At 28.9% G+C, this 17,593-nt stretch carries 21 protein-coding genes; 3 read left to right on the top strand and 18 right to left on the bottom strand.

Annotated features, from left to right (window positions below):
- Position 1: 1 nt before the first annotated feature.
- The 3 genes from KQI86_RS06600 to KQI86_RS06590 all read right to left on the bottom strand — a co-directional run bounded on the left by KQI86_RS06600 (position 2) and on the right by KQI86_RS06590 (position 3,931).
- Entirely contained in the window at positions 2–883 is an 882-nt protein-coding gene (locus KQI86_RS06600) for a hypothetical protein (RefSeq protein ID WP_216438492.1), read from the bottom strand.
- A 605-nt stretch (positions 884–1,488) separates the two neighbouring features.
- Positions 1,489–3,138, bottom strand: coding sequence for a hypothetical protein (locus KQI86_RS06595; RefSeq protein ID WP_216438491.1), 1,650 nt, complete (start codon positions 3,136–3,138; stop codon positions 1,489–1,491).
- On the bottom strand, positions 3,131–3,931 hold the full coding sequence (locus tag KQI86_RS06590) for an ABC transporter ATP-binding protein (protein WP_216438490.1): 801 nt from the start codon (positions 3,929–3,931) through the stop codon (positions 3,131–3,133). Before KQI86_RS06590 ends, KQI86_RS06595 begins: the two co-directional genes overlap by 8 nt.
- A gap of 513 nt (positions 3,932–4,444) precedes the next feature.
- Here KQI86_RS06590 and KQI86_RS06585 point away from each other — a divergent pair.
- Positions 4,445–5,311: a LysR family transcriptional regulator gene (locus tag KQI86_RS06585; protein WP_216438489.1), complete on the top strand. Its 867-nt coding sequence runs from the start codon at positions 4,445–4,447 to the stop codon at positions 5,309–5,311.
- Positions 5,312–5,338: 27 nt separating this feature from the next.
- Here KQI86_RS06585 and KQI86_RS06580 read toward each other — a convergent pair whose 3' ends face one another.
- From KQI86_RS06580 to KQI86_RS06530, 11 genes are all read right to left on the bottom strand, one after another.
- On the bottom strand, positions 5,339–5,746 hold the full coding sequence (locus KQI86_RS06580; RefSeq protein ID WP_216438488.1) for an FMN-binding protein: 408 nt from the start codon (positions 5,744–5,746) through the stop codon (positions 5,339–5,341).
- A 2-nt stretch (positions 5,747–5,748) separates the two neighbouring features.
- Positions 5,749–6,342, bottom strand: coding sequence for a TetR/AcrR family transcriptional regulator (locus KQI86_RS06575; RefSeq protein WP_216438487.1), 594 nt, complete (start codon positions 6,340–6,342; stop codon positions 5,749–5,751).
- Positions 6,335–6,829: a flavodoxin domain-containing protein gene (locus KQI86_RS06570; RefSeq protein ID WP_216438486.1), complete on the bottom strand. Its 495-nt coding sequence runs from the start codon at positions 6,827–6,829 to the stop codon at positions 6,335–6,337. The genes KQI86_RS06575 and KQI86_RS06570 overlap by 8 nt, the downstream gene beginning before the upstream one ends.
- Before the next feature lie 183 nt (positions 6,830–7,012).
- Positions 7,013–8,233 carry a DUF2812 domain-containing protein gene (locus tag KQI86_RS06565; RefSeq protein WP_216438485.1) on the bottom strand — a complete coding sequence of 407 codons (1,221 nt, stop codon included), beginning with the start codon at positions 8,231–8,233 and terminating at the stop codon, positions 7,013–7,015.
- Positions 8,217–8,558, bottom strand: coding sequence for a PadR family transcriptional regulator (locus KQI86_RS06560; protein ID WP_216438484.1), 342 nt, complete (start codon positions 8,556–8,558; stop codon positions 8,217–8,219). Before KQI86_RS06560 ends, KQI86_RS06565 begins: the two co-directional genes overlap by 17 nt.
- A 220-nt stretch (positions 8,559–8,778) precedes the next feature.
- Complete coding sequence (locus KQI86_RS06555; protein ID WP_216438483.1) at positions 8,779–9,366, bottom strand: DUF4825 domain-containing protein; 588 nt, start codon at positions 9,364–9,366, stop codon at positions 8,779–8,781.
- Positions 9,366–10,031 carry a permease prefix domain 1-containing protein gene (locus KQI86_RS06550; RefSeq protein WP_216438482.1) on the bottom strand — a complete coding sequence of 222 codons (666 nt, stop codon included), beginning with the start codon at positions 10,029–10,031 and terminating at the stop codon, positions 9,366–9,368. The genes KQI86_RS06555 and KQI86_RS06550 overlap by 1 nt, the downstream gene beginning before the upstream one ends.
- An 11-nt stretch (positions 10,032–10,042) precedes the next feature.
- Positions 10,043–10,381, bottom strand: a complete 339-nt coding sequence (locus KQI86_RS06545) for a PadR family transcriptional regulator (protein ID WP_216438481.1) — start codon at positions 10,379–10,381, stop codon at positions 10,043–10,045.
- A gap of 96 nt (positions 10,382–10,477) precedes the next feature.
- Positions 10,478–11,176, bottom strand: a complete 699-nt coding sequence (locus KQI86_RS06540) for a transglutaminase-like domain-containing protein (RefSeq protein WP_216438480.1) — start codon at positions 11,174–11,176, stop codon at positions 10,478–10,480.
- Positions 11,177–11,218: 42 nt separating this feature from the next.
- Positions 11,219–12,016, bottom strand: coding sequence for a helix-turn-helix transcriptional regulator (locus KQI86_RS06535; RefSeq protein WP_216438479.1), 798 nt, complete (start codon positions 12,014–12,016; stop codon positions 11,219–11,221).
- Positions 12,017–12,060: 44 nt separating this feature from the next.
- Positions 12,061–12,408 (bottom strand): winged helix-turn-helix transcriptional regulator, encoded by a 348-nt coding sequence (locus tag KQI86_RS06530; RefSeq protein ID WP_216438478.1) that lies wholly within the window; start codon positions 12,406–12,408, stop codon positions 12,061–12,063.
- Positions 12,409–12,537: 129 nt separating this feature from the next.
- On the opposite strand from KQI86_RS06530, the gene KQI86_RS06525 reads away from it, so the two are divergent.
- Positions 12,538–13,047, top strand: coding sequence for a flavin reductase (locus KQI86_RS06525; protein ID WP_216438477.1), 510 nt, complete (start codon positions 12,538–12,540; stop codon positions 13,045–13,047).
- A gap of 12 nt (positions 13,048–13,059) precedes the next feature.
- Complete coding sequence (locus KQI86_RS06520) at positions 13,060–13,578, top strand: nitroreductase family protein (protein ID WP_216438476.1); 519 nt, start codon at positions 13,060–13,062, stop codon at positions 13,576–13,578.
- A gap of 156 nt (positions 13,579–13,734) precedes the next feature.
- Here KQI86_RS06520 and KQI86_RS06515 read toward each other — a convergent pair whose 3' ends face one another.
- The 4 genes from KQI86_RS06515 to KQI86_RS06500 form a co-directional block, all read right to left on the bottom strand.
- On the bottom strand, positions 13,735–14,337 hold the full coding sequence (locus KQI86_RS06515; protein WP_216438475.1) for an FMN-dependent NADH-azoreductase: 603 nt from the start codon (positions 14,335–14,337) through the stop codon (positions 13,735–13,737).
- Between the two features lie 360 nt (positions 14,338–14,697).
- Positions 14,698–15,378 carry a pseudouridine synthase gene (locus KQI86_RS06510; RefSeq protein ID WP_216438474.1) on the bottom strand — a complete coding sequence of 227 codons (681 nt, stop codon included), beginning with the start codon at positions 15,376–15,378 and terminating at the stop codon, positions 14,698–14,700.
- A gap of 222 nt (positions 15,379–15,600) precedes the next feature.
- Positions 15,601–16,842, bottom strand: coding sequence for an arginine deiminase (gene arcA / locus KQI86_RS06505; protein WP_246582707.1), 1,242 nt, complete (start codon positions 16,840–16,842; stop codon positions 15,601–15,603).
- A 34-nt stretch (positions 16,843–16,876) separates the two neighbouring features.
- Positions 16,877–17,554: a DUF3793 family protein gene (locus tag KQI86_RS06500; protein ID WP_216438473.1), complete on the bottom strand. Its 678-nt coding sequence runs from the start codon at positions 17,552–17,554 to the stop codon at positions 16,877–16,879.
- Between the last annotated feature and the right edge of the window lie 39 nt (positions 17,555–17,593).

Genomic DNA, 17,593 nt, shown 5'->3' with positions numbered 1-17,593 from the left:
ATCAAGAAACTTCATCTATATCCTTAAGCAACTTATTAATATTTTCAAACTTAGCTTTAGCTTCTTTATGACTTTCATCCTTTTCAAGTATGTGCTTAAGTAGTTCCCTTGCTTTGCTATAGAATCTTAATTTCTCAAGACCTAAAGCTTTATTATATAGAATATCTAAATCTTCACCTTTTTCATCTATAATCTTATTACAATATTGAACTGTTTTTAGAGGATTTATATGTAGAAGTTCCTCACCCTTTTTAAAGTAGGAATCTATTGAATCTAATTTATCTCTTGTAATAAAGTTTAACTGATCTTCTGTAATGTGGTCATCGAATCTCTCATAGCTATAATCATTTATATAGCTTATGGAATTTTCCAATATTTCTTTTGCTTCTTCTCCTTTAGCAAACCATATATTAGACTGTCCCATTCCCTTTCCTGCTCCTATTATTCTTGCAGGATATATTAAATAGCTTCTATGCATAGGCGGTATTAATAAACTATCCTTTACCTTCGCTCTTATATTATATAATCCTAAGGAATTCTCTTTATAATTTCTATAAACCCTGGCATTTTTATACCATCCTATTATTCTACTACCTGCTTTATCATTTGGCCTTTTTGCCACCCAAATAACTAGCACGTCATCTAAAAATTCCGTTCCCTCCTCTTTAGGGTCTATCTCTTCTAATTGTAGTTCTGCTTTCTTCTTGCTACCTGATTTAGTAGATGCATATCCGTAATAATACCCATCCAGGTTTAAAAAGTTATACTGTTCTGCATCTTTGCCATTTTTATCTGATTTTGTAGTAATAGAGGCAATGGTATCATCTTCGCTAATACCTTTATATTCTTTCATCCATCCTATATTACAGAACAATACTTTCATTTAAATCACTCCGTTTCTAATTTTAATAAAAATCCCTTATACTATTTCTAATATAAGGGACTTTAATGTTATTTTAAATTTTAACATTAAAGATTTTGGAGGTAATCATTGACCATATAAAAAAGGATAGCTTTCTATCCCTATTATTGTACCTGTTATTTAATATTATACCACATATTATAATAAAATCTAATGTTTATGAAATTTACCTATATTTTATATAATATCCATTTATCCTGTAGTTATCCAATCCTAATCCTCTCTAAGATAAGTTCTCTTAAGGTTATGATTAGGCTTCTCTAAGCTTTTGCTGAAATAAATTTTTCTAATAAGTATTTTCCTAACTGCATTGCTATATCTATATTTATTTCTATATTTATCCGATGACTACCATCCGTAATACTCCCATCGCACTCTGTGAAAGCGATTCACATAAAATCAAAGTTTTAGAGTTCTTATGCTGTGCATAACGGATGCTACGTCCCTGGATAAGTTCTTCTAAGCTTCAGTTGGAGTAGGTATTCCTTTTTAGCAAATTCCATCTGAAGCTAAGAATCACTTGATTTCTATAATAAAAAAAGCATATGATTTCCATATGCTTTTTCCTAATTCAGGCTATCTAAAGATATGTTAAATGAATTTTTCCAAAGTATAATAACCCCTATAATTAATATCCCCATATATAGATAAACATTAAATCCAAGATTAGTAAGTCCATAATGAACTCCTACCAAAATTCCTAAACCAATAACTAGTAAAAAATTTGTTAGTCCTTCTCCATCCTGAGTAGCTTGAAATTGCTTGGAAAATGGTAATGCTTTATTGAATGACTTAAAACATAAGATTACATACAATATTATATTTAAGAATACTATAATTAGGTGTGGTAATATCTTAATACCAAATATCCATGAGAATATAATTGCATCAACTATATATATTGGAATTATAAGCTTTACTAAACAAGCCTTTATGGTCCCCTTAAATATTGGTGAAATTTCCTTTATAGGAGCTACTTTATAAATCCATGCCCCTTTATATTTTTCCGAGTATTTAATCATCATAATTACCGTAGAAGATGCAAATGCACAAAAATATATGTTGAAATAATATTTTGTTGAACTTAAATGATTAATCCATTCACTTAATGACATTTCTCTTGAAATGCTATTAAACAAAAATATGAAAGGAAATATTATAGCAAATCCTAAAGATGGATATATTTTTAATTTAAATTCTCTTTCATTCTTTATTATATTACATGTGAATTTATAAAAAGTTTTTTCAATCTTATTAAAGCAAATTAAGTTAGCTATACTTTCACTTATTGACCTTCTCTTTTTATTTGTAAAATTAGAATTATTATTGAGTTTTTGTAAATTTCTTTCAAACGTAGGTATAAGATTGATATATATTACTATAGAAACAATAGGCATAATTATGGCCATTGAAGATAAAATCAAAATAAAACTACTATAGTTATTATTTAAAATCATCTCAAAAGGTGCTGCAAACCAAGCTGGAGGAATTAAATATTGCCACCATTTAGGATTAAAAGCTACATTTATATCTACAATACTAAATAGCCTTCCCATAAGCTGATATCCTACGGCCAAAAATATGCTTAATATTATTTGAACATAATTTATTATATCCTTTAACTTCTCTCCATCGAAAAACTTTAATATAAAAGTGTACAATGCTGCTATAATTGCAATCATAAATATATCTATAAGAATTATTTCAAAAAATAAAATTAGGAAAAATGTAACTCCATGCCTTAGAGATACTAAAAGTGATAAACCTGTTAATGCAGTGGTAACACAAAACATATATATTAATATGTGGGTAATTTTAGCTGCATTTATTGTTTTGCTATCTACAGGTTTTGTAAATATGATATTCTTATCCCTTAAATCTAAAAGTACAGATGAAAAGTCTGAAATTAGGGTAGTAATTAACATAAACATTGTTATACCAAAAAATACGGTCATTTGATACATAGTATTGAATTTAGGTATCATTAATATAGCTAAAACTATTCCTAAAAGAAAATATGATACTAGGGATTTAAAGAATTTATTTCCTTGCCCTTCTTCATTGTTTTTATGATTATTTATAACGGTAGGTACTCTTCTACCATCCATTATTAGTTTTATTTGAAGAATGCTTCTCATGGTTTTGTAATCTACTCCGAATTTAGTGAATAAAAACTTAAATTTATCTACAAATTTAAGCACCTTAGATTCATTCATATCTCTCACCTTCTTCAATTATAGTTACAAATTCTTCTGCCTTATTTTCATGCTCATTAAAGCCAGTGAGTTGATTAAATATTTGCTCTAAAGAACCTTCACTACATGTATTTTTAAGATCTTCAAAGCTTCCATCTGCTACTATTTGCCCATCATTCAATAACACTATTCTGCTACTGATCTTTTCAACTACCTCCATTATGTGAGAAGAATAAAATATAGTCTTACCTTTGCTTGCTAATTTAGATAATATTTCTTTTACTATAATTACTGTATTTGCATCCAAGCCACTTAATGGTTCATCTAAAAATAATACATCTGGGTTATGTATTAAGCTAGATATTATTGCAACCTTTTGCCTCATCCCTTTAGAATAAGATGAAATTCTAGAATTATAGGCATTTTCTATATCAAATATATTCATAAGTCTTTTAGCTTTATTATCCACTTCATCGGATGTCATTCCATATAATTCACCTATAAATGTTAAATATTCATTCGCAGTAAGGCTGTCATAAATATCTGCAGTTTCAGGAACATACCCTATTCTTCTTTTATATTCTATGGCTCCTTTTTCTATAGATTCACCAAAGATCTCAATATTCCCTGTGTATCCTTCAATAAGTCCTAACATAATTTTAACTGTAGTACTTTTCCCTGCACCATTAGGTCCTATATATCCTATTATTTGACCCTTATAAACATCTAGATTTATACCCTTTAGCACTTCTTTATCTCCAAAATTCATATATAAATCCCTAATCTTAATAATAGGTTCTCTATCTAACTCCATAAAATCACTCCACTCTAAATTATAACTTAACTATAATATAACATTAAATGCTTGTTCATAAAATAGAAACATATAAAAAAACAATGCTAAAATCTAACTTTTATAGATTTTAGTATTGTTTCTACATTTTTAACGGGAGTCTTTAAGGGAGTGGAATTTACGGAAGCAGGTAAAATAGTTTCAGATTATTAAATTCATTAAATCTTGTAAAAGAGGATTTTGCTAAAAAAAATTCTGCCTATTACAGCAGAATTAAAATTCGGTGGATTAGGAGGATGTGACAAATTAGATTTAAATCTAATTTTGCCCCCTCCTTTTTGTATGGACTTAGACAAATGCAAACACTATTAATTTTTATTTATTCAATCTATTCGTATTATTCTTACTAGCTTTTGACTTTATTTGTTATTTCATATATTATTATATCAGGTAATTATATATATTAAAAATATCTAAAAACTCTTATACTTATATGAAAATATATATAAATAAACATATGGAGTGATAATAATTATGGATAATAGGCAACTTACTTATTTTCTTGCTATTGTCGAAGAAGGAAACATAACAAAGGCTGCTGAAAGACTGCATATAGCTCAACCTTATCTAAGTCAACAATTAAAATTTCTAGAAGATGAATTAGGCGTTAAATTAATCGAAAGAACTACGAGAAAATTTCAAATAACTGATGCCGGATTGATGTTGCGACGCAGAGCTGAACAAATTTTAGAATTGACAGAAACCACAGTTAAGGAATTAAAAGATTTTGATGAAGGAATTCAAGGGACACTCTCCATCGGCAGCATTGCAACTGCAGGGGCTACTCTTCTAGAGGATAGAGTTTATACCTTTCATAAAAAATATCCTAATATAAGTTTTCAAATAAGAGAAGGTAGTACATTTAAAGTATTGGAAATGTTAAAAAGTAGAGTTATAGAAATTGGGATTATAAGAACACCATTAAACCCAGAAATTCTTGAATCAATATATCTGCCAAGCGAACCAATGGTAGCTGCAACTAGCATTGATTTATCTTGGAGTAAAAATGAAGAATCTATATATTTAACTGAATTAAAAAATCAACCTTTATTAGTAGATAGAAGATATGAGAATATGATAATAGATGCCTGCGAAAAATCAGGTTTTCAGCCTAAGATACTTTGTGTAAATGATGACCCTAGATTAATATTGTCTTGGGCAAATAAAGGAATAGGAGTAGCTATTGTACCAGCTACTTGGATTAATCTTGTTTCAATGGATACTTTAAAAATTAAGGAGATTAATGCTCCATCTCTAACTACACAAACAGCTATAGTATGGTTGAAAAATAAGTATCTATCAACTCCGGCAAGAAACTTTTTAAAGACCTTTCAAGAATGAAATTTTAGCTAGGCTAAAATTTCATTCTTAATTGACCTTTTCTTTTGTTAATGCATTTTCTATTGACTTTAGTATAACTTTACTACTAGCTGTGGCCCCTGAAACCACATCTACATTTAAACTTTGTGAATCAATAACTCTACTAATAATAGTTTCTGCCTTTTTCCCAAGTCCATATTTGTGTTCAATTAAATCAATATTCGTTATTTTATTGTTGTCAACCGTTACTTTAACTTTAGATGCTATGATTTCTTTAAAACTGTAATCACCGCTATATTCCCCATCTCTCACTTTATATAAATCTATATTATTTATTTCTACTGATCCTATTTTTTTATTAAGACCTTGAATGCTTATATAAATGGTAATAAACATTCCAAGTACTACTATTATCATTACAGTTAAAATTCTTCTAATTACTTTATTTTTGCTCATTTTCACCCCACCAGTTCAATAAGCAATTCTATTTCATTCTTAATAGAAGTGATCATATCCTCTAAACTTTCTATATTCCTTCCTTTTAAGAAGAATAAAAGCTTTCCATGAATAGAAGATGCAATCAATTCCGCTAAAAATCCAATTTTTTCTTTCCTTATATAACCTTGCTTAGAACATTCAACTATTGTTTCACCAAGAAGGAGAGCTACTGAAGGTTGGGTAAAATTTTTAATAACTTCCTCTGAGCCCTTTCCCAATTCTTCTAAAAATATAATCTGAAACATATCAGGGTTTTCAGCAAAATACCTAAAATATGCTGCTCCACATATGCCAACTCGTTCTCTACAATCTTCTGTTTTATCTTTAAAACTCACTACATATCTATAACAATCTTCAAGAAAATCAAAAGCACAATATGCAAGCAATGTATTTAAATCATTAAAATAATTATATATGGTGGCATAAGAATAACCAGCCTTTTCCCCAACTTTTCTAACCGTAAGCTCATTTACTCCTTCTTCCTTAATAATTTCTTTTGCTGCATCTATAAAATATCTCATCATTCTCTGTCTTTGTATCTCTTTATTATCCATTTACAACATCCATTCTGTTTATTTTTTCAATTAACCTCTTTAATGCATCATAGTCTATCATTGAGTAACTTTCCTTTACCTTAAATATGCTTTTTAAAAGAAATCTTTCTAAAAAATTCATTTTTTCTAAATTAATTTCATGGCCTAAATGTTCCTTTATAAAAGCTCTTTCGATAAGCCATTGTGGAATATTAGCTTTCATAAATTCTTGAGCTTTTTCTCCTTCCTCTTTGCAGCAAATAAATAATCCTACATTTTTTCTGCATAGAGATTCTTTATTATTTTCAATAATTTTTTTTATCTCTTCTCCCATTCTTCCGGCATAAACAGAGCCTCCAATAATTACAGTGTCATAACTATCTATCTCTTTGCATTCTTTATTTTTTAAATTTATTATATCTACTTTTCCTTCTAAGTCTTTCATAATAAGCTTTGCACACTTTTCAGCTGATCCATATTTAGAATTAACTAAAATTAAAGTTTTCATAAACCCACCTCTTCGCTTATATTAACACCGTTATTTTTATTAACATTATTAATAATATTAACACTGTTAATATTATTATATTCTACTATTGATTTTTGTCAACAATATTTTCCAACAAATAAAAGAGTATATAAAAAAAAAGCAGAGAAATTTAAGTTTTCTCTGCCCTTTTATGATAATCTTTTAAATCATCAATTGTTTTTTCGTTCTATTATAAAAAGCTATAGCATTATAATATAGATAACAAAAATATATTACCGCTATCATAGGAATTAATGTAAGTCCCCATACTTTATACCCGTATTTCCTAACTAGTGTCATTTGCATTTTTACTTGAAACATATACATAATTATAACTGGAATTAGCCAAGTGGAATATGATATTAATACTTTTTTAGCGTGCTTAAGCATATCACTTTTATCTGAATATATCTCTGGACGTTCATCAACATATTCTTTTCCCCATATAGTCCATTTAGTTATACTTCCCATACTATTGAAAATTAATTTCCACCCATCTTGTTTATATATTTCATAGCAGGCTTCATTCTCTAAATTTTGATAGTCCGTAATATACCTTATTTTACGTGGCTTTCCTTCTGCAAAATAAAATTTAGTTCCTAGGTTATTTACTTTATATAAATTAAATCCTCTACTCTCCATTTTCTCTAACCAATTTTCCAATTTATCTGGTGAGTACATCCATCCAAGTTTTAATTTTTTTATCGTCTTTACACCTTTTTTATGACTTACTTCTTCTTCCTCTAATATAACATTATCATCAGAAATAATTAAATTGGAAGTGCAATTTCCCTTTAATTCTTTTTCCCTGGTATTTAATTTTAAAATTAAATATAGCAATATAGAAATAACTACTAATACAGAAACTACACCAGAAATATCTTTATTTGTAAAATATGAAACACCGGATTCTATACTTTCTTCACTAGCTTCATTTATATATTGTATATTTCCTAATTCAAATATCCATGCAATTATAACTGGAACAAACAGTATAAAAAATATCCCAAAACTTACTCCATAATATAATACTATAAAGCCTAATATACTTTTTAATATTTTGATTCTTTTTAATAACCTTTCTCTTGATGGATATATTTTTATCTCTTCTTTTTCCTTTTCATTAGTAATAAAGAACCACTTACCTTTATTGTATACCTTATACCATCCATCTTTTTTTAGAGCGTTTTGGATATCTTTTGTTCCTCTAGCTTCACAACAAATTTTATAGGTTAGTTTTTTACTTTTCCCTTTTTCAAAAGTAAATACTCTAGTTATCATATTTACATCTTTTAATATGTATCCCTCTAAAGCTTTTTCTGATAACCATTTTTCTATTTTAATAATATTAAAGCTCCAAAAAAGTTTAATTATCTTTTTCATAAAACCACTCCTCATATGTAAGTGCATTATTGTATAACTCTTTTATTCTATTGATCTCTTCTTTAATTAAAATTTTCCCTATATCAGTTATTTCATATATGGTTCTTCGTTCCTCATCAGAATACACAGAGATAACTTCACTCTTTTGCATTTTAGATAATGTACCATATACAGTCCCTGACCCAAGCCTAATTCTTCCATTAGTTATTTTTTCAACATGCTGTATTATTCCATATCCATGCCTTGGTTCTGTAAGCGAAAGAAGAATATAATATGCGGTTTCCGTCATTGGGATAAATGCTTTTAATACCTTTTCCACACTCATACTGTCTCCCCTAACTATATTTAATTGTGATATGTCACAGTGTGACATATCATAATTAAACTATATCACGCTGTGACATAGTTGTCAAATAGAATAAATTCAAGTCAAAAAATTATATAAAAAAGCCAATGATATCTACACAGTATCATTGGCTTATTAAACTTAAATATAAATCTAATGTTTTATTTAGCTCTTCTAAAATTAATTCTATAAAATCATATTAAAAACTACTTGCAACTCTATCCTTTATCTCCATAAAGTTAGCCTTCCAGAATTCATCTACATAATTTTTTTCCTCTAACTTTTCTTGAATCTCTTTTGACCACTTTGTCTCATCTACAAGAGAAGATAGATCTATCTTATACCAATCTTCCACATCATTTCTTGCTATTTTGTATGAGGAATCTGTAAAATTAAAAGTAATTGCTTCTAAATTATCTATCAAGGCAAAATTTGCTGTAGCATTGTAGATTAAGTCAGTTTTAACTTTCTCTTTTCCGATCTTTAATGCACTTTCTTCATAGTTGATTATATACTCAAGATTATCTGAATCAATTTCATTTGTTCTAGGAACATTACCTAGTGGAAGTGAATAATTTAGGTTTACAATATTTGAACTATCCCCCATGTATTTGGTTTTATATTTAAAAAGTCCTTTAAAATCATGTGTTAGTGAATTTTGTTGCTCTAATCGATATTTAGCTCTCTTCTCTTCTTGTCTTGGCTTAATAATAAACTCTGTAATTCCAAATGCTGATATGCCAAATACAAGCAAAATAATTATTATAAAATTGCGTCTTTTCACCATTAATTCACCTCATATTCATTTATTAACTTGCAAGCTCTATTTATAAATAGAGGGATTATTATGGATAACAAAGGTATAAAAAAACCACCCGCTATCATTGCAAATTGATAGGGTCCGTCAATTCTAATTGGACGTGAAAACCAAATATTGCTTGCAAAACGAACACCAAAATTAACTATCATTATTAAAAGTACAAATATTCCCCAAACAATCCAAGTATAATTTTTTATAGTGTTAATATCATTCATGTCAATTGTTGAAGTTTGGCTTAAATATTCATCATCTTTTTTGTAAATCATAAATAAATATACTATCCCTGTACAAATCAATGCAATCATGAAAATATTATTTACCGTAGATTTAAATATCAATCTTAATGGTATAGTCAATATCCATCCAATTAAAGCGTATAAAACTCCTATTTGAGCCAATTCTTTTTTGAATCTATTAATATATATTTTTTTATTATCATCAATAAACATATCAATACTTTGAATATTTTTTATAGCTTCTTTATATGCCTTTTTATATTCTAGTCCACTATCCATATTATCCTTAATTCTAGCTTCTAGATTGCTCAAAATTTCTTCACGTAAATCTTCTGTTTCCTCTGTTTTTTTATAATTTTCAAATAGCCTATCAACATATTTTTCAAGATCTTTCATAAACTATCCTCCTATCTAATTTTAATCAATTTATCAATAACATCCCGAGCAATTTTCCAAGCTTCATAATTACTCTTATACATTTCTAAACCATTTGAGGTGATCTTATAATATTTTCTTCTACCACCTTGACTTTCGTTTCCCCAATAGGATTCCACCATGTTTTGAGTCTCTAATCTTTTTAAGCTAGAATAAAGGGTAGGCTCTTTTAACTCATATTTACCGCCGCTATTTTCCTTTATAGTTTTTATAATCTCATAACCATAACTGTCTTTATTGCATAAAACACAAAGTATAATAGTATCTATATTACCCCTTATAAGGTCGCTACTCACATTGCTAAGAGTCAATAAAATCACCTCCTAACAATAATATAACGCATAGTACTATGTCTGTCAATGTACTATGCGTATAATAATTACTATCTTTTATATTTATCATTAAAATTATTTACTATATCTGATCCAATCTAATTTCTTATTGATTCTTTTTCTTAAAATATTAAATAAAAGCCTTTTTATTTTGTTACTAGTATTATTATATTTCATAAAAAAATCATCAGGACTATTGAAAATACCTAAGTCATCTGTAATAGAAAAACTTTGAATATATGTGCTTTGCCCTTGCCAACAAAGGTTGATCTTTTCTTTGTTATCTACAGAAATCCCATAACCTATATAGCCTTTATTAAAATTACAAAGTTTATCTTTTACTTGGTCAAGATATTTATCATCAATAATTACCCCTTCTAAAGCTACCCACTGATTATTGAAATACACTTCTGTCCAAGCATGAACAATTTTTTTAGGAGCGAATAAATAAGCGATCCCTGTTAATGCACCTTTCTGCATTTTTTTATCTATATAAAAGCCGTGAATTCTGCATGGGATACCTAAACCTCTTAACAAAGCCATTAAAAGTATACTTTTTGTATTACATTGTCCATATCCATCTTTTAAAACTTCAGAAGCAATTATATCATCACTTCTATTGTAGCCAAACTTGATTTCATTTCGTACAAAATCATAAACCGCTTTAATCTTTTCTTCTTCTTTTAACTCCTTCCATCCTCTACTGATAATTAAATCTTGAATAGACGGCGTGTTGAAATCTAATAATGTGGTTTGTTTTAAATACCTCTCCATATAATCACCCTTTTTTATTTTATTATAAGGGGATTTTTATAACTATACTTTCAAATATCTGCTGTTTTTTATAATTTCTCTTGGAGCCATTCCTAACTTGTCCCGAACGGTGCGAGTAAAATGAGAAGAACTGCTGAATCCAGCTTCAATGGCTGAATCAGTAATATTTAATCCGTTAAATATTAGATAAAAAGCTTTTTCTAATTTTTCATGTAGTATGTAGCTGGTTAAAGATATGCCAATTTCTTCTTTAAATAAATGCGATAATCTACTTTCTGATAAAAAAATCATATTACTCAATTCTTTAACAGATAATTTATCTAATGGATAAGCTCCTATGTAAGTTAAAATCTTTTGTATACGATCATCTATTTTATGTTGCAGATTATAATTTGATATATTTAAAACTTCTTTTAATCTTTTTATAAACTTACTGTATTCTAGGGAATTAATCATTCTTGGCATTGATTGAATATCAAGTTGAATAATATCCCTTATCTCCTTTTCTCCTAATACATATACTTGTTTTTCTTGTAAGAAATTTCTTTTTATTGCCTCTCCAAAGTGGGATTCTGGGTTAATTAATAAATATAACTGCCATTCATTATACCCATATAATCTATGACTAATGTTGGAATTTACAATAATGCCCTCTGTATAGAGTGAGTCCTTTTCTACAGTAATATTAAAACCTTTCTCAAGTCCAATAGTAATTTGAATATAATTATGACTGTGATAATGAGTATCTACTTTATCTGTGAAAAAGGCAATATGATCCTTTGAATGAAGTAGAATTAATTCATTACTAAATTTCTTCTCTATATTTTCATTGTCAATCATTAATATCAATTATCTCCTCTCAAAATATATTTTAAATAACACAATTATTTCTTTAATTCTAAACAATCGCTATCCTCAATATTCAAATGCCCCCACTTACACATCTCTTCTAAAATAGGCATAAGAGATAGTCCTTTCTTTGATAAAAAGTACTCTACTTTTGGTGGTACTTGGTGATATTCTTTACGCACTATAATATCATCAGACTCAAGTTCCTTTAGCTGACTACTTAACATTTTATGAGTAATGCCTTTAACACATCTCTTTAGTTCTCCATAACGCAACACTTCACATGTATGTAGCCAAAACATTATAGTCATCTTCCACTTACCTCCGATTACAGATAGTGTATATTCAAATGGCTCTGAGTTTACTTCTATTTTTTTATCCATTCCATTACTCTCCTTTTGGTTAGTATCTTACATTAAAGTGCATACTATCTTTTTATTATCATTTATATAATAATTTATATAAGAATATTTTGCAAAATAATTTATATCATGAAAGGAGACACTATAACTATGAATAAATTTATAGAAATCAAACCTGAGGAATTAAACAAAAGCCCATTTCAACTTATAGGTAGAGATTGGATGCTCATCACAGCTGAGAAAGATAGTAAAGTAAATACAATGACTGCGGCATGGGGCGGTTTTGGTTTTATGTGGGGTAAAAATGTAACTTATATTGTTATAAGACCTCAGCGTTTTACTAAAGAATTTGTAGATAACTCTGATACTTTTTCTCTAACATTCTTTGATGAAAGCTTCAAAAAACAATTAAGTTATCTTGGAACTGTATCCGGTAGAGATGAAGATAAGATTTCAAAATCTAATTTAACAATTCAACATTTAGACAATACACCATACTTCCAAGAAGCAAATCTTGTAATTATATGCAAGAAATTATATGCACAAGATTTTAAGCCTGAATGCTTTATCAAAAAGGAACTAGATGAAAAATGGTATCCTGAAAAAGATCATCATACGGTATATATAGCTGAAGTAGAAAAAATTCTTATAAAAGAATAAGGAGGTATTTCTATGAATTTTATAGAACTAGCAAAGGAAAGATACTCTTTAAGATATTTTGATGTTAAGAAGGTTGAACAAGAAAAACTAGATTTAATTTTACAAGCTGGTCAATTATCACCTACTGCTGTAAATTATCAACCTCAAAGAATTTTAATAATTGAAAGTGATGAGGCACTTGCTAAATTAAAAGACTGTACAGTTTTTCACTTCAATGCACCTATAGCTTTACTTGTATGTGCTAACAAAGATGAGGCATGGAAGCGTAGCTATGATGGAAAAATTCATACTGATATCGATGCAAGTATTGTTGCCACACATATGATGTTGCAAGCTACTGAACTTGGATTAGGCACAACATGGGTTGGCCATTTTGATCCAATTGCTGTTCGTAATGCTTTTAATATACCATCAAATATTGAACCAGTATGTATTCTCCCATTAGGCTATCCAAGTAAAGATGCAAAAGTCCATCCAAACCATACAAAAAGGAAGGATATTTCACAAACTGTTTTATATAATCATTTTTAATTTAAGTAGTAAAACCAGTGTTATTCAAGCACTGGTTTATTTTATATTCAATAAATTATATATATTACGGTTTTTCATTGTGTTCTAAAATAAGCTTATTTTTAAAAAATAAGTTAAATCATTCATTCTTCAAATACTTATATAATAAAATAAAGTCTAAAAACTTTTTGCCTTATATTGAGCTTCTGCAATCGTATCTTGCATAATTGCTTCTACGTCTTCACCAATAACATCTAGTTTATTTGCTGCTATTGTAGTAAAATCAGTTATTCCCAAGAATCCAAAGATTGTTCTCAAATATCTATCTCCCATTTCATATCCTGCCGCTGGTTCCTCTGAATATCCGCCACCTCTTGCAACAATGTGAACTGCCTTCTTACCTTGGCATAACCCTATTGGCCCCTCTGCTGTGTATTTGAATGTAATTCCTGTAACACATATATAATCTATATATGCCTTTAAAATTGCTGGAAAACTTAAATTCCAAAATGGTGCTGCAACTATATATTTGTCTGCTTCTGCAAATTGATATGCGTATTTTAAAATCGGATGTTCTTTACCTTCTCCTGGTTTTGGTCTATGAAGGTTAATTCCTTCCTCTGTTAGAAACCCTATCCCCTCCTGATATAAGTCTAAAGTTATAATTTCGTCATTCGGATTAAGCTCCTTATATTTTTCAATAAAACTATCAGAAATTCTAAAAGTTCTTGATTCCCCGTCTTTTTTTGCATTTGCTTTAATATATAATACTTTACTCATATTAATGTACCTCTCTTTATATATAATTTTATCCGATGACTACCATCCGTAATACTCCCATCGCTTTTCTACAAGTGAGAGATATTAGAACTCTTGAGCTTCAGCGATTTAGAGTTCTTATGCTGTGCATAACTGATGCTACGTCCCTGGATAAGTTCTTCCCCTAAAGGATAAGGATTTCTAAGAAGCAAATCTTCTAAGAAATCTCTTAATAACCTTCAGTTGGAGTAAGTATTCCTTTTAAGCAAACTCCATCTGAAGCTAAGAATCACTTGATATTATTGCCATCTTACAAATTTAAATTCCTGTATTTATCTTATTTTAAATTTATAAATTATTTCATATGACAAAAAATTACCTTTACAAATTTCTCAATTCCACTACCTCTTCCTCCGTAAGATTGCGCCATTTACCAATATCTATACCATCTATTTTTATATTAACAATTCTAATACGCTCTAAACGTATAACTGTATATCCAAAGACCTTGCTCATTCTTCGAATTTGTTTATTCAGTCCCTGTGTGAGAATAATACGAAAAGTATCTTCATTAACTCTAGTAACCTTACAATGTCTTGTTTTACCTCCACGGATTTCTACACCTTCAGCCATTCCTTTTAAAAAATCATCATCAAAAGTTTTATTAACAGTTACTATGTATTCTTTTTCATGTTCACTTTCCGATTCTAAAATTTTATTTGCTAAATCACCGTCATTGGTCATTAATATTAATCCTTGAGAAGCTTTGTCCAATCTACCTACTGGGAAAATATATTCTGGATAATTTATAAAATTAATTATATTATTTTCTATTTCCTTTGCCGCAGTACAAATAATCCCTACTGGTTTGTTCAATACAATATAAATTTTATCTTTCACTGGAATTGGCTTATTGTCTATAAGAATAACATCTCCCTCTTCCACCCATTGCCCTGGTTCACAGAGTTCTCCATTTACTGTTACTCTATTTTCTTCAATAAGTCTATTGGTTTCTCTCCTAGAACAAAAACCAAGATTGCTAAGAAGTTTATTTATTCTCATTCTAATCTTTTATCCTTTCTATTTTAAAAAGTTTATTATATATTGCTTCATAAAATACATTGATATTGCTTATCTTTATAAGCATATGTTTTATATTATAACAGGTTTCTAATAACAAATATTTATACCAATAAAAATACCGTAAATATGCAACCAATTCCTTTTTAATAGTAGAGTATAAAAAAAGAATGGCTTTAACCATTCTTCCATTTTTATCGATTCTTATAGATTTTCTCTAACTAAAGGCATGCTCATACATCTTGGGCCTCCACGTCCTCTAGACAACTCATAGGATTCAAATTCTAGTACCTCTATGTTATTTCTTCTTAAAACTTTATTTGTTACATGATTACGATTATAGCAAACAACTTTTCCTGGCGATATAGCAAGAGTATTACTTCCATCATTCCATTGTTCTCTTCTAGCTGCAATACTGTCACCATCTCCGCACCTTATCAAATTTACCGCTGGTAAGTTTAAGTGTTTTTTTAATATATTAGACAAATCCCCTTGTTCATATTTAATATTAATTTCATTGTTTTTTCCCCTGGTAATACTATATACATCTAAAGGTTCTTCAATAACCGGATATATGGTAAACTGATCATAATCAACCATAGTAAATACTGTATCTAAATGCATGTAGGCTCTTGTCTTTGGAATATCAAAAGCTAAAACAGTTTCAAAACCTTCCTCGGAGTTTAAAAGATTATAAGCTAATCTTTCAATAGCTATTGGCCTAGTTCTATCACTAATTCCTATAGCTAAAACTTTGTCAGAAAGAACTAAAATATCTCCTCCTTCAATTGGATGGGTTTTATCTCTGTTATACCATCTAGGTACACCTTTAAATCTAGGATGATATTTAAAAATGTATTTTGCAAATATAGTTTCTCTGTTTCTGGTTTCATTAGCCATAACATTTAAAGAAATTCCTCTTCCAATAGATGCAAAAGGGTCTCTTTGAAAATACATATTAGGAATTGGATCAAGGTAGAAAGGATATGGATTTTTAATCATATCACCTAAGGATTTAGGTTTAATATGTTTAAGTTCTTCCTTTCTAACTCCTGCTATACATTTTTTTATAAACTCCTTTGAAGTATAAGAGCTAAAAAACTCCATTATAGCTTCTTGGAGTCCTCCTGTTACAACCTTTCCTTCTTCCATAAACTCCTTTAAAAATTCATTCCTAACTTCTGAATCCTCTAAAACATCTGCCATTAAATCAGTAAGATAGATAATTTCTACCCCTTCATTTCTTAGGATTTCAGCAAATTGATTATGTTCTCTGCGGGCCTGATCTAAATAGGCAATCTCATCAAATAAAAGCCTTCTTAGATAATCTGGTACTATGTTTTCTATTTCTTCACCTGGACAATGAAGAAGAACAGATTTTAATTTTCCGATTTCACTATAGACATAAATACTATGGTTTAAAGACATATCATTCATCCTTTCCATACGAATTCTAACCTATAGTTTTTCCTTACTAAAGTTACATTATTCCCTTTAATAAGTTAGCATTTCCTGTATGTACTTTAATCTGGATTATATTAGGATACACCCTAGTTTGCCTAACAAACATAGAGAGATCAATACCCTTTAAGACCGCCTGTATCACATTTTTCTTTGCCCTATCATATGAAAAAAATTTTATTCTGCAATCTTCTATATTGCTATATGCCTTCCAATATCCACAAAGAAGACATTCTTTATTTGGACATTCTATAAAAGTAATAACATCCTCCAATGGAATTCCGAGAAATATACCGATCTCATGTGGACAAATGCTTTCAAATCTTCCTTTTAGTATACCTAAACACTCTTCTATAGACATTTTTTCCTCATATCCAAAGCCTTTAAGAAATTGCATGTTTTCTCTTTCATAAATTACATCTTTAAGTGCTTGAGTTTGATAAAATAATATAGTAATACCATTTTCCTTTCGTCTCATTTCATAGCACTCTATTCCATACCTTTTCTTAAATTCTTCTTTATAAAGATCCCAGAGCATATAGCAGTTACGTCCATCTTGGTTAAGAGTAATAATGGTGGAGGGCTTATGATCCACAAGGGTGGGAGCTATATAATATGCAATTCTCGCAAATAAATATTCTTTATCTTCCATGCAATTAATTGCACTCATATATTCTTTTAGCATGTTGTGAATCATAAGGCAGCCTCCTTTTTTATTTCAGAAATCTTGTTATTA

Source organism: Clostridium mobile (genome assembly GCF_018918285.1).
GTDB classification, from domain to species: Bacteria; Bacillota; Clostridia; order Clostridiales; family Clostridiaceae; genus Clostridium_AW; species Clostridium_AW mobile.
Note: the sequence above shows the minus strand (reverse complement) of the source record. Positions and strands in the feature narration are given on the sequence as shown.

Coding starts and splice junctions, on each gene's coding strand:
- KQI86_RS06520 (WP_216438476.1), top strand. CDS start 13,060: ATGAATTTTATAGAACTAGCAAAGGAAAGATACTCTTTAAGATATTTT.
- KQI86_RS06535 (WP_216438479.1), bottom strand. CDS start 12,016: ATGATTGACAATGAAAATATAGAGAAGAAATTTAGTAATGAATTAATT.
- KQI86_RS06555 (WP_216438483.1), bottom strand. CDS start 9,366: ATGGTGAAAAGACGCAATTTTATAATAATTATTTTGCTTGTATTTGGC.
- KQI86_RS06595 (WP_216438491.1), bottom strand. CDS start 3,138: ATGAATGAATCTAAGGTGCTTAAATTTGTAGATAAATTTAAGTTTTTA.
- KQI86_RS06500 (WP_216438473.1), bottom strand. CDS start 17,554: ATGATTCACAACATGCTAAAAGAATATATGAGTGCAATTAATTGCATG.
- KQI86_RS06570 (WP_216438486.1), bottom strand. CDS start 6,829: ATGAAAACTTTAATTTTAGTTAATTCTAAATATGGATCAGCTGAAAAG.
- KQI86_RS06530 (WP_216438478.1), bottom strand. CDS start 12,408: ATGGATAAAAAAATAGAAGTAAACTCAGAGCCATTTGAATATACACTA.
- KQI86_RS06600 (WP_216438492.1), bottom strand. CDS start 883: ATGAAAGTATTGTTCTGTAATATAGGATGGATGAAAGAATATAAAGGT.
- KQI86_RS06580 (WP_216438488.1), bottom strand. CDS start 5,746: ATGAGCAAAAATAAAGTAATTAGAAGAATTTTAACTGTAATGATAATA.
- KQI86_RS06540 (WP_216438480.1), bottom strand. CDS start 11,176: ATGGAGAGGTATTTAAAACAAACCACATTATTAGATTTCAACACGCCG.
- arcA (WP_246582707.1), bottom strand. CDS start 16,842: ATGGAAAGGATGAATGATATGTCTTTAAACCATAGTATTTATGTCTAT.
- KQI86_RS06525 (WP_216438477.1), top strand. CDS start 12,538: ATGAATAAATTTATAGAAATCAAACCTGAGGAATTAAACAAAAGCCCA.
- KQI86_RS06565 (WP_216438485.1), bottom strand. CDS start 8,233: ATGAAAAAGATAATTAAACTTTTTTGGAGCTTTAATATTATTAAAATA.
- KQI86_RS06575 (WP_216438487.1), bottom strand. CDS start 6,342: ATGGATAATAAAGAGATACAAAGACAGAGAATGATGAGATATTTTATA.
- KQI86_RS06560 (WP_216438484.1), bottom strand. CDS start 8,558: ATGAGTGTGGAAAAGGTATTAAAAGCATTTATCCCAATGACGGAAACC.
- KQI86_RS06515 (WP_216438475.1), bottom strand. CDS start 14,337: ATGAGTAAAGTATTATATATTAAAGCAAATGCAAAAAAAGACGGGGAA.
- KQI86_RS06550 (WP_216438482.1), bottom strand. CDS start 10,031: ATGAAAGATCTTGAAAAATATGTTGATAGGCTATTTGAAAATTATAAA.
- KQI86_RS06510 (WP_216438474.1), bottom strand. CDS start 15,378: ATGAGAATAAATAAACTTCTTAGCAATCTTGGTTTTTGTTCTAGGAGA.
- KQI86_RS06590 (WP_216438490.1), bottom strand. CDS start 3,931: ATGGAGTTAGATAGAGAACCTATTATTAAGATTAGGGATTTATATATG.
- KQI86_RS06585 (WP_216438489.1), top strand. CDS start 4,445: ATGGATAATAGGCAACTTACTTATTTTCTTGCTATTGTCGAAGAAGGA.